The sequence below is a fragment of the Pseudomonas sp. SM4 genome (genome assembly GCF_051913165.1).
Taxonomy (GTDB): Bacteria; Pseudomonadota; Gammaproteobacteria; order Pseudomonadales; family Pseudomonadaceae; genus Aquipseudomonas.
The window spans coordinates 58,949-72,520 of the sequence record NZ_JBODOE010000010.1; the positions used below are offsets into that span (position 1 = coordinate 58,949).

Annotated in this window: 12 protein-coding genes; 9 read left to right on the forward strand and 3 right to left on the reverse strand. The window is 60.5% G+C overall.

Annotated features, from left to right (window positions below):
- Nucleotides 1–38 precede the first annotated feature (38 nt).
- The 3 genes from ACQ4MY_RS19165 (at nt 39) to ACQ4MY_RS19175 (ending at nt 3,882) form a co-directional block, all read left to right on the forward strand.
- Complete coding sequence (locus ACQ4MY_RS19165) at nt 39–986, forward strand: dihydrodipicolinate synthase family protein (protein WP_440096136.1); 948 nt, start codon at nt 39–41, stop codon at nt 984–986.
- Nucleotides 987–1,055: 69 nt separating this feature from the next.
- Nucleotides 1,056–2,648: an aldehyde dehydrogenase (NADP(+)) gene (locus ACQ4MY_RS19170; RefSeq protein ID WP_440096137.1), complete on the forward strand. Its 1,593-nt coding sequence runs from the start codon at nt 1,056–1,058 to the stop codon at nt 2,646–2,648.
- Entirely contained in the window at nt 2,638–3,882 is a 1,245-nt protein-coding gene (locus tag ACQ4MY_RS19175) for an NAD(P)/FAD-dependent oxidoreductase (protein WP_440096138.1), read from the forward strand. The genes ACQ4MY_RS19170 and ACQ4MY_RS19175 overlap by 11 nt, the downstream gene beginning before the upstream one ends.
- Before the next feature lie 99 nt (nt 3,883–3,981).
- On the opposite strand, the gene ACQ4MY_RS19180 is transcribed toward ACQ4MY_RS19175, so the two are convergent.
- Nucleotides 3,982–4,911, reverse strand: a complete 930-nt coding sequence (locus ACQ4MY_RS19180) for a Gfo/Idh/MocA family protein (protein ID WP_440096139.1) — start codon at nt 4,909–4,911, stop codon at nt 3,982–3,984.
- 187 nt (nt 4,912–5,098) lie between these two features.
- On the opposite strand from ACQ4MY_RS19180, the gene ACQ4MY_RS19185 reads away from it, so the two are divergent.
- Together ACQ4MY_RS19185 and ACQ4MY_RS19190 are read left to right on the forward strand one after the other, a co-directional pair.
- Nucleotides 5,099–6,148 carry an NAD(P)-dependent alcohol dehydrogenase gene (locus tag ACQ4MY_RS19185; protein ID WP_440096140.1) on the forward strand — a complete coding sequence of 350 codons (1,050 nt, stop codon included), beginning with the start codon at nt 5,099–5,101 and terminating at the stop codon, nt 6,146–6,148.
- 146 nt (nt 6,149–6,294) lie between these two features.
- Nucleotides 6,295–6,993 (forward strand): tRNA (adenine(22)-N(1))-methyltransferase, encoded by a 699-nt coding sequence (locus ACQ4MY_RS19190; RefSeq protein ID WP_440096244.1) that lies wholly within the window; start codon nt 6,295–6,297, stop codon nt 6,991–6,993.
- An 86-nt stretch (nt 6,994–7,079) separates the two neighbouring features.
- Here ACQ4MY_RS19190 and ycaC read toward each other — a convergent pair whose 3' ends face one another.
- Nucleotides 7,080–7,712 (reverse strand): isochorismate family cysteine hydrolase YcaC, encoded by a 633-nt coding sequence (gene ycaC, locus ACQ4MY_RS19195; protein WP_008081401.1) that lies wholly within the window; start codon nt 7,710–7,712, stop codon nt 7,080–7,082.
- A 224-nt stretch (nt 7,713–7,936) separates the two neighbouring features.
- Here ycaC and ACQ4MY_RS19200 point away from each other — a divergent pair, with 224 nt between their 5' ends.
- The 3 genes from ACQ4MY_RS19200 (at nt 7,937) to ACQ4MY_RS19210 (ending at nt 11,944) form a co-directional block, all read left to right on the forward strand.
- Nucleotides 7,937–8,443 (forward strand): sigma-70 family RNA polymerase sigma factor, encoded by a 507-nt coding sequence (locus ACQ4MY_RS19200; RefSeq protein ID WP_008081399.1) that lies wholly within the window; start codon nt 7,937–7,939, stop codon nt 8,441–8,443.
- Nucleotides 8,440–9,408 (forward strand): FecR family protein, encoded by a 969-nt coding sequence (locus ACQ4MY_RS19205; protein WP_008081398.1) that lies wholly within the window; start codon nt 8,440–8,442, stop codon nt 9,406–9,408. Before ACQ4MY_RS19200 ends, ACQ4MY_RS19205 begins: the two co-directional genes overlap by 4 nt.
- Nucleotides 9,409–9,508: 100 nt before the next feature.
- Nucleotides 9,509–11,944, forward strand: a complete 2,436-nt coding sequence (locus tag ACQ4MY_RS19210; protein WP_440096141.1) for a TonB-dependent siderophore receptor — start codon at nt 9,509–9,511, stop codon at nt 11,942–11,944.
- Between the two features lie 79 nt (nt 11,945–12,023).
- Here the strand turns inward: ACQ4MY_RS19210 and ACQ4MY_RS19215 are convergent, their stop codons facing one another.
- Complete coding sequence (locus ACQ4MY_RS19215; protein WP_008081396.1) at nt 12,024–12,608, reverse strand: TetR/AcrR family transcriptional regulator; 585 nt, start codon at nt 12,606–12,608, stop codon at nt 12,024–12,026.
- A 211-nt stretch (nt 12,609–12,819) separates the two neighbouring features.
- Between ACQ4MY_RS19215 and ACQ4MY_RS19220 the strand changes: the two genes are divergently transcribed.
- Nucleotides 12,820–13,497, forward strand: a complete 678-nt coding sequence (locus ACQ4MY_RS19220) for a type 1 glutamine amidotransferase domain-containing protein (RefSeq protein WP_440096142.1) — start codon at nt 12,820–12,822, stop codon at nt 13,495–13,497.
- Nucleotides 13,498–13,572 lie beyond the last annotated feature (75 nt).

A 13,572-nucleotide genomic window follows, 5' to 3' on the forward strand; every position in this document is an offset into this window, starting at 1 on the left:
TCACCTCAATTTGAATGATGTGCCAAGGAGTTAAAACAATGAGCGACAACATCTTCACCGGTTGCATGCCGGCCCTGATGACCCCGTGCACCGCCCAGCGCAAACCGGACTTCGACGCGCTGGTGGCCAAGGGTCGCGAGCTGATCGACATCGGCATGAGCGCGGTGGTGTATTGCGGCTCGATGGGCGACTGGCCGCTGCTCACCGAGGCCGAGCGGCAGGAAGGCGTGGCGCGTCTAGTGGCAGCGGGCATTCCAACGATTGTCGGCACCGGCGCGGTGAATTCCCGTGAAGCAGTCGCCCACGCGGCGCATGCGGCAAAAGTCGGCGCGCAAGGTTTGATGGTGATTCCGCGCGTGCTGTCCCGTGGCGCTTCGGCCACTGCGCAAAAGGCCCACTTCGCAGCCATTCTGCAAGCGGCGCCGAACCTGCCGGCGGTGATCTACAACAGCCCTTACTACGGTTTCGCCACCCGCGCCGACCTGTTCTTCGAACTGCGCCGCGAGCACCCGAACCTGATCGGCTTCAAGGAATTTGGCGGTGGCGCCGACCTGCGTTACGCCGCCGAAAACATCACCTCCAAAGATGAAAACGTGACCCTGATGGTCGGCGTCGACACGCAAGTGGTACACGGTTTCGTCAACTGCAACGCCACCGGCGCAATCACCGGCATCGGCAACGCCCTGCCCCGCGAAGTGCTGCAATTGGTGGCGCTGAGCAAGAAGGCCGCTCAAGGAGATGCCAAGGCGCGGCGTCAGGCGCGGGAGCTGGAATCGGCGCTGGCAGTGCTGTCGTCGTTCGATGAAGGCTGCGACCTGGTGCTGTATTACAAGCACTTGATGGTGCTCAACGGCGACAAGGAATACACCCTGCACTTCAACGAAACCGATGCGTTGAGCGACTCGCAGCGACGTTATGCCGAGAAGCAGTACTCGCTGTTCCGTCACTGGTACGAGAACTGGTCGGCAGAACAGAACTTCGCCTGATCTTTTCTTTCGCTTGCCGTGCAGTTTTTGACTCACGGCAGGCATCACTACTTTCATCAGGAAAATACCATGACTCTGACGGGCCACATGCTGATCGGCCAGCACACGGTTGCGGGCAACCGCGAAGCCATTCGAGGCATCAACCCGGCCACGGATACCGCGCTGGAACCGGCCTATGCCGGCGGTTCGGCTGAACACGTCGAGCAGGCTTGCGCATTGGCCTGGGCGGCGTTCGACGCTTATCGCGAGACACCCCTGAATGTCCGCGCTGAATTTCTGGAAAGCATCGCCGAAGAAATCGAAGCCCTCGGCGATGAACTGATTGATCGCGCGATGGCGGAAACCGGACTGCCACGCCCTCGCCTGTTGGGTGAACGCGGGCGCACTTGCCAACAATTAACAATGTTCGCACGCACCGTGCGCGCGGGCGAATGGCTGGATGTGCGCGTCGACAACGCGCAGCCGGATCGCCAACCGATGCCACGTTCGGATCTGCGTCAACGGCAGATTGCGCTGGGGCCGGTGGCGGTGTTCGGCGCGAGTAATTTTCCGTTAGCGTTTTCGGTCGCGGGCGGTGACACCGCGTCGGCGCTGGCGGCCGGTTGCCCGGTGATCGTCAAGGCGCACAGTGCGCATCCCGGCACCAGCGAACTGGTTGGCCGCGCGGTGGCACAAGCAGTTAAAACCTGTGGTTTGCCGGAAGGTGTGTTTTCGCTGTTGTACGGTTCCGGGCGCGAAGTCGGTATCGCGCTGGTCAGCGACCCACACATCAAAGCCGTCGGTTTTACTGGCTCGCGCAGCGGTGGTCTGGCGCTGATGCAAGCGGCGCAGTCGCGGCCCGAGCCGATTCCGGTGTACGCGGAAATGAGTTCGATCAACCCGGTGTTGCTGTTTCCGGCGGCTTTGCAAAACCGCACGCAAGCGTTGGCTGAAGGCTTTGTCGCTTCACTGACGCTGGGTGCCGGGCAGTTTTGTACCAACCCGGGATTGGTCATAGCGCTGAAGAGTGCGGCGCTGGACAGTTTTATCGCCGCCACAGCGCAACGGATTGAACGCAGCCCGGCGCAGACGATGCTCACGCCAGGCATCTTCAAGGCCTATGAATCGGCGGTGAATGCACTGGACGAAAACCCTCGGGCGACGGTTGCGGCCATCGGCCAGGCTGACAGCGCCCCGAATCAAGGTCAGGCGCATGTGTTTGTCAGCGACGCGGTAGATTTCCTCGCGGATCACAACCTGCAAAGCGAAGCGTTCGGCGCTGCGTCGCTGATCGTGCAATGCGCCAGCGTGGAAGAAATGCGTCAGGTCACCGAGCACCTGGAAGGTCAACTGACCGCCACGCTGCATCTGGATGATGAAGACGAGGAGCAAGCCCGCGCGCTGCTGCCGACTCTGGAGCGCAAGGCCGGGCGTTTACTGGTGAATGGTTGGCCGACCGGTGTTGAAGTCTGCGATGCCATGGTGCACGGCGGGCCCTTCCCGGCGACTTCCGACTCGCGAACGACATCCGTGGGTACGGCAGCGATCCTGCGTTTTCTGCGCCCGGTCTGTTACCAGAATTTCCCCGACAGCTTGCTGCCGACCGCACTGAAACAGGCCAATCCATTGCACTTGAGTCGCCTGCTCGATGGGCACAGGGAAGCCCTGAACCATGGCGAATAACGTCTCCCACGACATCGCTGTGGTCGGCGCCGGCATCATCGGCGTCGCTTGCGCTTTGCGCCTGGCGCGCCAGGGTTTGCGCGTGGTGGTCATCGATCAACAGCGACCGGGCCACGGCGCCTCGTTCGGCAACGCCGGGCACTTGGCGACTGAGCAGGTGTTTCCGATTGCCGATGCGTCGATCCTCAAACGCCTGCCGGCCATGCTCCTCGACCCGATGGGCCCGTTGCGTCTCGACTGGAAATACCTGCCCCGTGCCTTGCTTTGGTTCACGCGGCTGCTGCTGAATCTGCGGGCGGAGCCGTTTCAGAACACCGTGGCCGGATTACGCGCGCTCAATGAAAGCAGCCTGGACGCCTGGCAACGCTTGCTCGCGGACATCGCGCGGCCTGACCTGCTCAAGGTCGACGGCTCGTTGCTGGTGTTCGAACGCCCTGAATCGCGTCAGGCCCTCGATGCCTTGCAAGCGCGATTGCGCCAACAGGAAGTGCCCGTCGAATTCTGGCCGGCCAAAGCCATTCAGGACACTGCGCCGCAACTCAGCGAGCAGATTCAGGGCGGTTTGTTCTTTCCGCGCACCGGCCATTTCATTGACCCGTACCGGGTGGTGTGCGAATTGGTTGAAGCGGCAAAAGCGAGCGGCGTGAGTTTTCTGCAGCAACAAGTGCAAGGGGGCTCTGTTGAAGAAAACGGCGTTTCACTGATCACCGGCAACGGCGTTCTGGCCGCCCGCCGAGTGCTGATTGCCTGCGGCGCACACTCGGCAAAACTCACCGCAGCACTCACCGGCAAGAAAGTCCCGCTGGACACCGAACGCGGTTATCACCTGATGCTGCCGCAGGAACACGACCGCCTGCCCTTCCCCGTCACCTCACTGGAACGCAAGTTCATCATGACGCCGATGACTGAGGGATTGCGGCTGGCGGGTACGGTTGAATTTGCCGGGCTGGAAAAGCCACCGAGCATGGAGCGCGCGTGGCAGTTGCATCGGTTGAGCCAGGGATTGTTTCGCAAGGATCTGAGCGCTGAAAGTGCAACGCCGTGGATGGGTTTTCGCCCGTCGTTGCCGGATTCGCTGCCGGTGATTGATCGGGTGTGTGGGGGCAAGGTGTTGCTTGCGTTTGGTCATCAGCATCTGGGGCTGACGCAGGCGGCGGTGACGGCGGAGATGGTTGTCGGGATGGCGTTGAACGAGTTGCCGAGCAGCGAATCTTACAGGCTTGACCGTTTCTAAAATCGCCCTGTAGGAGCTGCGGCACGCTGCGATCTTTTGATCTTGATTTTTGAACATTAAAAGATCGCAGCGTGCCGCAACTCCTACACGGTTATGTATTCAAGCGTCGTAGAAAGGGGCAACCGAGACCCGGCTCCCAACAAAAAAACTATCCGCCACCAACCGCAACGGCTGCAAATCCAGATCACTGCCCTTCTCGCCAATCAACTGCTGAAAATGCCGATACACCGCCGCGTACTCACCCTCTTCCGACACTGCCTGACGCACACCATCAATACTCAACAGCGCCCCGCCATTATCCAGTCGTAACACGCCTTCCTTGCAGCGAACCTCGATACTCCAAAGCTCATCATGCCCGTGATCAAAATCAAACTCCGCCCGCACATCAAGGTGCTGCGCGTCGGACATTTTGATCGAGGCGGCGATCGGCGATTGGCAGTTGTTCGGCACGCGCAGTTCGGCGGATTCGACAAACAGTGGCAGCGTCAGCAGGTGGGTGACGATCGACAGCGCGTTGATGCCCGGATCGAATACGCCGAGGCCGCCGGGTTGCCAGATCCAGGTCTGGCCGGGGTGCCATTTGCGCACGTCTTCTTTCCAGTCGATCTGCACGCTTTGCAAAGTGCGCGTGGCGAGCCAATTTCGGGCGATGGCAATGCCCGGCGCGTAGCGTGAATGCCAGGCGAACAGCGCGCTGACGCCCTGCTCCGAGGCCTGATCAACCAATGCCATGGCCTCACCCAGCGTCGCGCACGGCGGCTTTTCCACCAGCACATGTTTGCCCGCGGCCAATGCTTGCTGCACTAAAGCAAAGCGCCCTTGCGGTGGCGTGCAGAACGCGATCGCATCGACCGGCGGGCCGTTTTCGAGCAACTCGCTCAAGGACTGAAAATTCTCTACGCCGGCGCAGGGCTTGCCTTGCGTGGCAACGGACACCAGCTGAAAACCGGGGTTGGCGTGGATCGCCGGGACGTGTTGATCCTGGGCGATTTTGCCGTAACCCACCAGACCGAGACGGATCGCTTGCATCAATGACTCCTGCTTTGATTTTGTTTTAGTCAGAACCGGCAGATTACCTGCAAACAGCGCGAGCGTCTGTCGGCGCAACGTCACAAGGGCTCGCAGGATCAGACAAGGATCGCACAGGAATGCACTACTGCACGGCGGGGCAAAACCCCAAGAATGTCCCCACGACAAATCGACTGAGGATGTTCCCATGCTTGTACAAGCCTACGGCGCCCACGCTGGCGACAAACCCCTTGAGCCCATGCAGATCGCGCGTCGCGCCCCGGCAGCCCATGACGTGCAGATCGATATCGCCTTCTGCGGCATTTGCCATTCCGACCTGCATCAGGTGCGCGCCGAGTGGGCCGGCACGCAATTCCCTTGCGTGCCGGGGCACGAGATCGTCGGTCGCGTCTCGGCGGTGGGTGCGCATGTTGCGGATTACAAGGTCGGCGATCTGGTCGGCGTCGGCTGCATCGTCGACAGTTGCAAACACTGTGATGACTGCGAAAGCGGTCTGGAAAACTACTGCGACGGCATGATCGGCACTTACAACTTCCCGACCGCGGATGCACCGGGCTGGACGCTGGGCGGCTACGCGCAAAACATCGTCGTACACGAACGCTACGTGCTGCGCATCCGCCACCCGCAAGCACAATTGGCGGCAGTCGCACCGCTGCTGTGCGCGGGCATCACCACCTATTCGCCGTTGCGTCACTGGAACGCCGGGCCGGGCAAGAAAGTCGGCGTGGTCGGCATCGGCGGCCTGGGCCACATGGGCATCAAACTGGCGCATGCCCTGGGCGCGCATGTCGTTGCCTTTACCACCTCCGAATCCAAGCGTGAGGCGGCAAAAGCGTTGGGCGCCGATGAGGTGGTGGTGTCGCGCAATGCCGAGGAAATGGCCGCGCACGCGAAGAGCTTCGACTTGATCCTCAACACCGTCGCAGCCCCACACGATCTCGATGCGTTCCTCGTGCTGCTCAAGCGCGATGGCGCGCTGACGCTGGTGGGCGCTCCGGCCACTTCGCACCCATCGCCGAACGTGTTCAACCTGATCATGAAACGCCGCACGATTGCCGGCTCGATGATCGGTGGCATTGCCGAGACTCAGGAGATGCTCGACTTCTGTGCCGAGCACGGCATCGTCTCCGACATCGAGCTGATCCGCGCCGAGCAGATCAACGATGCCTACGAGCGCATGCTCAAAGGTGACGTGAAATATCGCTTCGTGATCGATAACGCCACGCTCGCCGGCTAGTGCCGTAAGCCCATCGGCAGCGCAGTGATGCCGATGGGCCTGGTCGATTTTGTCGCCGGGATTTGACACGCCCGGTGATGCTCGACAAAGTCGCAGCCCTTTTTCCGCGAAAAATGCCGCCGGTGTGGGGCGAACAGGGGTTGCCGTTGAACCAACAGACATTGTCCATGCGCCTGGAGCGCGTCGCCGCGCATGTGCCGGCCGGCGCACGACTGGCCGATATCGGCTCCGATCACGGCTATCTGCCGGTGGCGCTGATGCGGCGCGGCGTGATTGCAGCGGCGGTGGCTGGCGAAGTCGCGTTGACGCCGTTCCGTTCGGCCGAACGCACCGTTCGCGACAACAACTTGCACGATCGCATCACGGTTCGCCTGGCCAATGGTCTGGCGGCGATCAAATCTGACGATGGCATTACCGTGATCACCGTCTGCGGCATGGGCGGCGAGACCATTCGCGACATCCTCGCCAGCGGCAAAACCCACTTGAGCGGCAGCGAACGCCTGATCCTGCAACCCAATGGCGGCGAGCAACCGCTGCGCCAATGGTTGATGGACAACGGCTACCGCATCCTCTGCGAGGAAATCCTGCGGGAGAACCGCTTCGACTACGAAATCATCGTCGCCGAACGTGACGAACCGGTGAGCTATACCGACCAGGAGTTGTACTTCGGTCCGCTACAGATGCAGGCGCGCAGCCCTGAGTTTTTAAGTAAGTGGCAACGCAAACTGCGCCACAAGCAAAACACCTTGAGCCAACTTGCCCGGGCGCAGAAAGCCCTCCCGGAAGGCACTGTGCAAGACGTCGCTCGCCAAGCACAGTGGATCAGCGAGCTGCTCGCTGGCTGAGCGGTGACTGTGGTTGACCATGCAATCGCCAACGCATGCCAAAAAGCCTGCTTTTCAGGGCAGGCTTTTCGCGTAGCTGTGTCGGCTTATTTTTGCTGCGCCGTCAGCGCCGAGTAGCTGTTCATCAGGTTGCGATAGTTAGGGATGCGCTGCGACAGCAGGTTGCCCAAGCCTTCGATGTCGTTGCGCCAGTCGCGGTGCAACTCACACGCTACCGAAAACCAGTTCATCATCTGCGCGCCGGCCTGAGTCATGCGGCTCCATGCAGCCTGCTGCACGGTGGTGTTGAAGGTGCCGGAAGCATCGGTGACCACAAACACATCAAAACCTTCCGCCAGTGCCGACAGCGTCGGGAACGCGACACAGACATCGGTTACCACACCGGCAATGATGATCTGCTTGCGACCAGTCGCCTTGATCGCTTTGACGAAGTCTTCGTTGTCCCAGGCGTTGATCTGGCCTGGACGAGCGATGTACGGCGCATCCGGGAACATCTCTTTCAATTCCGGTACCAGCGGGCCATTCGGGCCTTGTTCGAAACTGGTGGTGAGGATAGTCGGCAAGTTGAAGAACTTGGCCAGGTCAGCCAAGGCCAGCACGTTGTTCTTGAACTCGTTCGGCGAGAAGTCCTGCACCAGCGAAATCAGCCCGGTCTGGTGATCGACCAGCAGCACGATGGCGTCGTCTTTGTTCAGGCGGTTGTAGGTTGGAGTGGTCATGGTCTGCGTCCCTTTTCGATGTTGGAAGTTGTTGTTGCGTTCAAGTTGGGTACAGATTACTGACGCATCGAAGGGGGATAAATCGGTTGAAAAGCGTTTCACCGTCAACCCATTCAGGACAATCAACTACGCCTCTCTCGGCTAAAACGCAGGGACATTGCACGGTATCCGCTGGCACAGGTAGTATTGAGAGAGATTCTCACTAACATCTGGAAAGACCACCAGTGCACTCTCCTCCGTCCAGCAAGCTGGGATTCTTTTTCAGCGACCATCACCGTTGGCTGCTGCAACACATCAACCGGCAGGTGCGCAATCACGCGGACGCCGAGGACACCGCCGCCGATACGTTTTGCCAGTTGCTGGTGGCACGCGTCGATCCGGACAGCATCGACCAGCCGCGCGCTTACCTGTCGACGATTGCGCGGCGATTGATCTTTGACCGTCATCGCCGACGCAAACTGGAACACGCCTACCTGGAGCGTTTGTCTACGCTGCCGGAGGTCCTGGTGCCCTCCCCCGAAGAACAACTGCAACTGATTGAAGCGCTGGTGGCCATCGACCGGGCGATCGATGGTTTGCCAATGATCGTCAAAGCCACGTTCCTTTACAGCCAACTGGACGGGCTGAGCTACGTGGCGATTGCGCAAAAACTCGGGCTGTCGGAGCGGACGGTCAGTCGCTACATGAAACAGGCTTTGCGCCAGTGCTTTCTATGTGAAATGGCCTCATGAGCAAGGCGCGCCTGGACCCGGTCAGCGAGCAAGCCATCGACTGGATGGTCAAACTTCGCGCTGCCACACCTGACACTGCCACGCAGGCGCGTTTCGACGCCTGGCTGGCGAGCGATCGCGCGCACAGCCAGGCGTGGGACAAACTGCAGGAGCGGCTCGGCGCTTCGTTCAACACCGTTCGCACGCTGGACCGGCGCTTGCCCGGCCAGGCCAGCGAAGCCCGCCAGGTGTTATTGCAGCCGCAGGCTTCGCGCCGCGATGCCCTGCGCGTGATCGCTGGCCTGGGCTTGCTCGGCGGCAGTTTATGGCTGGGCAGCAAAAGTCAGTTCGGCGAATCGTTGCTGGCCGATCTGCACACCGGGCGCGGCCAGCGGCAGAATTTCAATCTGAGCGATGGCAGCCGTCTGAGCCTGAACGCTGACAGCGCGGTGGATTTGCGCTTCGATGGTCAGCAGCGCATGGTCATTCTGCGCCACGGCGAACTGCTGATCGACGTCGCACCCGACTCGCGCCGCCCACTGATCGTGCGCACCGCCGAAGGTGACATGCGTGCTCTGGGCACCCGTTTTCTGGTCGCTCAGGAGCAGGACGCCAGTCGCCTCGTGGTGTTGCAGCATTCGGTCGAAGCGCGGCTGTTCGACGGCACTACACAAATCGTCAGGGAAGGTCAGGCGGCGGTGCTTTCTTCGCGCACTATCACGTTGGCCAGCGGTGATGAGCGTCGGCGTGCCGATTGGTTGAACGGCCGATTGAATGTGCTGGATGAATCCCTGGCGCAAGTGGTCGAGGCCCTGCGCCCCTACTGTCGAGGATTTGTCCGTGTCGCTCCCGACGTTCGAAGCTTGCGCGTACAAGGTGTGTTCCCGCTGGACGATCCCGAGCGGACCTTTAATGCCCTGGCCGAAACGCTGCCCATTCGAGTCGATCGCTACAGCCCCTGGCTGACCTTGATCAGTAAAAAATGAGCCGGAAAAAATATTTTATGAAAATCGTTCTTGTTTGTGTCCGGTTTTCATTTCTCATCGCACCTATCTCCTGACACTTGCACAAAAACAGGAGATTGTTGTGTTCAACACGTGGCCCCGTAACCTTTACGCTGGCGTTGCCTTGGCAACGCTGTCGACCTCAGCGCTGGCGCAAGACCTGACGTTCAACCTGCCGGCCGGCCCTTTGGCCAGCACGCTCAATGCCATCGCCGGTCAGAGCGGGCAGATCATTTCGCTGGAGCCTGCGCTGGTTCAGGGCAAACGTGCTCCGGCGGTGGTCGGGCAGATGCCGGCCGCGCAGGCGATGCAAAAAGCCTTGTCGGGCAGCGGTTTGCAGCTGCGCGTGACGGGGCAAGGCAACTTCAGCGTCGAACCCGCCAGCGACAGCAGCGCCTCCCTGCAACTGGACGCCACCAACATCGTTGAACGCAGCCTCGACGCTACCACCGAAGGCTCGAACTCCTACGCCGCGCGTGCCGTGACCATCGGCAAAGGCACGCACACGCTCAAGGAAATTCCGCAGTCGATCACCGTGATGACGCGCAAGCAGCTGGACGATCAGGATCTGGTTGATCTCAAAGACGCGGTGAACAAAACCACCGGTCTGGTCGGCCTTCAGGGCGTGGGCAAAGGCATGATCATTTCCTCGCGCGGCTTCCAGATCGATGACTGGCAGTACGACGGTGTACCGATCCCGCGCAACACTTACGCCTTGGGCAACTGGGCGACCCAGGATCTGATTTTCTTCGATCGCGTGGAAATCTTGCGCGGCGCCTCCGGCCTGCTGCAAGGCACCGGCAGCCCCGGCGGCGCGATCAATCTGGTGCGCAAGCGCGGCCAAAACGCGCCCACCGTGACCATCACCGGCAAGGCCGGTTCGTGGGATCACTACGGCCTGCAACTGGACGCCGGCGGCCCGTTGAATTCGACGGGCAGCGTGCGCGGTCGCTTCGTTGCCGACGAAGACCAGAGCCAATCGTTCGTCGATTACGAATGGAGCAAAACCCACTCGCTGTACGGCGCGCTGGACTTTGATCTGCGCGACGACACCACCCTCGGTCTGGCCATCAGCAACTCCGATGGCGAGTCGCGCCCGATGATCCGTGGCCTGCCCCGCTACGCCGACGGCAAGCCGCTGAACGTGCCGCGCTCGACCTACGGCGGCGCGCGCTGGAACCATCTGGACATCGACGTCACCACGCTGTACGCCGATCTGGAGCACCGCTTCAATGACGACTGGGCGTTCAAGGTCGGTGCGGTGCGCATGGACGAAACCAACAAGGGCAAAAGCCAGCGTCTGCAAACCAGCGGCGACGGCATCAACCCCGATGGCAGTGGCATTCAGTACGCCGACTTCGTCACCGATTTCGATGCGACCAAGCTCGGTCTGGACATGAACGTCACCGGCAAGTTCGAAGCGCTGTCCATGGCCCACGAAGTAATGCTCGGCGGCAACTACTCGAAATACACCAGCGACGACAAAATCGCCCGAACCTTCAACAACAACACCACTGACACGATTTTTGACATCGATCACGACCGCCCTGAGATCAGCTACGAAGGCATTCTCAACACGCCGGGCGGCCAAGCCACGCCGAGCAAATATGATATTCGGCAGAAAGGTTTGTATGGCAGCTGGCGGATCAAGCCGATCGATCCACTGACCCTCGTACTCGGCTCGCGCGTCAGTTGGTACGACTACAGCTACAAGTACGCGACGCAAAGAGCCTTCAATGCGGCGATCCCACAACCGGAAAGCACTGTGACGGAAACCGGCGTGGTCACGCCGTATGCCGGCATCGTCTACGACTTGAGCCGCGAGTGGGCGGTGTACGCCAGCTACACCGACGTCTTCGAGCCACAGACCAACCGCGATGCCGGTGGCTCAACACTGAAACCGGTGGTGGGCAGCAACTACGAAGTCGGTTTGAAGGGCGAATTGCTGGATGGCCGGGTCAATACTTCGCTGGCCGTATTCCGCTATGACCAGGAGAACCGCGCCATCAACGACCTCGCGTCGGGCATGGTCTGCGACGGTTGGTATTGCTCCAACGCTGCCGGCAAAGTCCGCAGCCAGGGGATCGAAGCCGAGATCAGCGGTGAAGTCCTGAACAACCTGCAACTCTTCGCCGGCTACACCTACAACACCACCAAGTACCTGGATGACCCGGACAACGAAGGCAAAGTCTTCAGCACCTGGACACCGAAACACATGTTGCGCGTGTGGGGCGATTACCAGTTCAGCGGCGATTGGGAACGCGTCAGCACCGGCCTCGGTTTCACCGCGCAAAGCCATACGCTGGGTTACGAACACACCTACGATGTGGCGGGCTCCACCGTATGGAGCGCGCGCCTCGGCTACCAGTTGAGCAAGGAAATCGGTCTGGCGGTCAACGCCAACAACCTGTTCGACAAGCGCTACTACACCTCCGCGTACAACCAGCTCAACGGCAACAACAACTTCGGCGACCCGCGCAATGTGATGTTCAGCGTGAAGTACACGCCGGAGTTTTGATCTCGTCAGGGTGACGCAACATCGACCTGCCGCCGTTGGTTTGCGGCAGGTCGGCGCTGTTGAACCGTTGAATCGATGATCAGACGCGCAGCAGTTGCTGCGTGGTAGCCATCGAGGTGTTCAGCGATTGCCCGGTGCGCTGCAATTTGTTCAGCAGACTCGCGCCCAGCCACAGCTGGTAGAGGGTCTCCGCCAGATGCCGGGCATCGCCCGCCGGCAGACTTTTTTCCGCCTGACCTTGTTCGATGCATTCGGCGATGCGCGCCACCACTTGCTCGGCGCCGTCACGCAAGGTGAGGCGCATCGACTCGGACAAGTCGGCAACTTCGGCGCTCAGTTTGACCACCAGACATTCATCGCCATGCCCTTCCAGCGTGCAGCGATCCTGCCAGCCCTGCCAGTAATCCATCAGCCGCTCATAAGCCGTCAGCCCCGGCAGCGTCAGGCGTCGCTCCATGTCGGCGAGGTAGCCGACGAAGTAATCCGCGAGCAAGGCCTGGCCGTACAGCTCCTTCGACTTGAAGTAGTGATAGAACGAGCCCTTGGGCACGCCGGCGGTTTGCAGGATTTCGTTGAGGCCGACACTGGTGAAGCCCTTCTCGGCCATCATCCGGTGGCCGGTGTCGAGCAAATGTTGGCGGGTGTCGTCGTAAGTCGGTTTCATGGGGCGCAAAGTACCAGACAATAGACCAGTCGTATATTTCAGAAGATGGCGAGTTTGCCACAGCTGCCGAGGAAAAACCTGCACGCGAAAAAATTACTAGACGACTGGTCTAATTGGAATCTATGCTGCGCCCCGTCAACCGCTTTTCCGGGTGTCGACGCCAGGCGAATCCCTCGCACGGCGAGTCCACCTGATCAATCCAGGGTGCTCTATGAAAATCTTGATGGTTTTGACTTCACACGATCAACTCGGCAACACCGGCAAGAAAACCGGTTTCTGGCTGGAAGAATTCGCCGCCCCCTACTTCGCCTTCAAGGACGCCGGTGCCGACATCACGCTGGTGTCGCCGGCCGGCGGTCAACCGCCGCTCGACCCGAAAAGCGACGAGCCCGGTGCGCAGACTGCGGAGACCGATCGCTTCCGTAACGACCCAGCGGCACAACAGGCACTGGCCAATACCGGTCGCTTGGCGGATGTCCGCGCTGACGATTTCGATGCGGTGTTTTACCCAGGTGGCCACGGCCCGCTGTGGGATCTGGCCGAAGACGCGCATTCGATTACCTTGATTCAAGCCTTCGACCGCAGCAACAAACCCCACGGTTTTGTCTGCCACGCGCCAGGTGTATTGCGTCACGTGGTGGCGGCAGACGGCCAACCGCTGATTGCCGGTCGCGCAGTCACTGGTTTCACCAATTCGGAAGAGGCCGCCGTCGGCCTGACCGACGTCGTGCCGTTCCTGATCGAAGACGAGTTCCAGCGTCTCGGTGGGCGTTACTCGAAGGTTGCTGACTGGCAAGTGCACGTAGTCACTGACGGGCAACTGGTCACCGGCCAGAACCCTGCCAGCTCCGCTGCGGTGGCCGAACAACTGTTGAAAATGCTCGGTTGATTCAGCACTGACTATTCAGTACTTATTTTTTTATCTCGCTAATAGTCGACTGGTCTAATAAACCAGTCGACAAGG

Bases quoted from the DNA above. Each gene is read 5' to 3' on its own strand.
- ACQ4MY_RS19165 (WP_440096136.1), top strand. From the start codon at position 39: ATGAGCGACAACATCTTCACCGGTTGCATGCCGGCCCTGATGACCCCG.
- ACQ4MY_RS19170 (WP_440096137.1), top strand. From the start codon at position 1,056: ATGACTCTGACGGGCCACATGCTGATCGGCCAGCACACGGTTGCGGGC.
- ACQ4MY_RS19175 (WP_440096138.1), top strand. From the start codon at position 2,638: ATGGCGAATAACGTCTCCCACGACATCGCTGTGGTCGGCGCCGGCATC.
- ACQ4MY_RS19180 (WP_440096139.1), bottom strand. From the start codon at position 4,911: ATGCAAGCGATCCGTCTCGGTCTGGTGGGTTACGGCAAAATCGCCCAG.
- ACQ4MY_RS19185 (WP_440096140.1), top strand. From the start codon at position 5,099: ATGCTTGTACAAGCCTACGGCGCCCACGCTGGCGACAAACCCCTTGAG.
- ycaC (WP_008081401.1), bottom strand. From the start codon at position 7,712: ATGACCACTCCAACCTACAACCGCCTGAACAAAGACGACGCCATCGTG.
- ACQ4MY_RS19205 (WP_008081398.1), top strand. From the start codon at position 8,440: ATGAGCAAGGCGCGCCTGGACCCGGTCAGCGAGCAAGCCATCGACTGG.
- ACQ4MY_RS19215 (WP_008081396.1), bottom strand. From the start codon at position 12,608: ATGAAACCGACTTACGACGACACCCGCCAACATTTGCTCGACACCGGC.
- ACQ4MY_RS19220 (WP_440096142.1), top strand. From the start codon at position 12,820: ATGAAAATCTTGATGGTTTTGACTTCACACGATCAACTCGGCAACACC.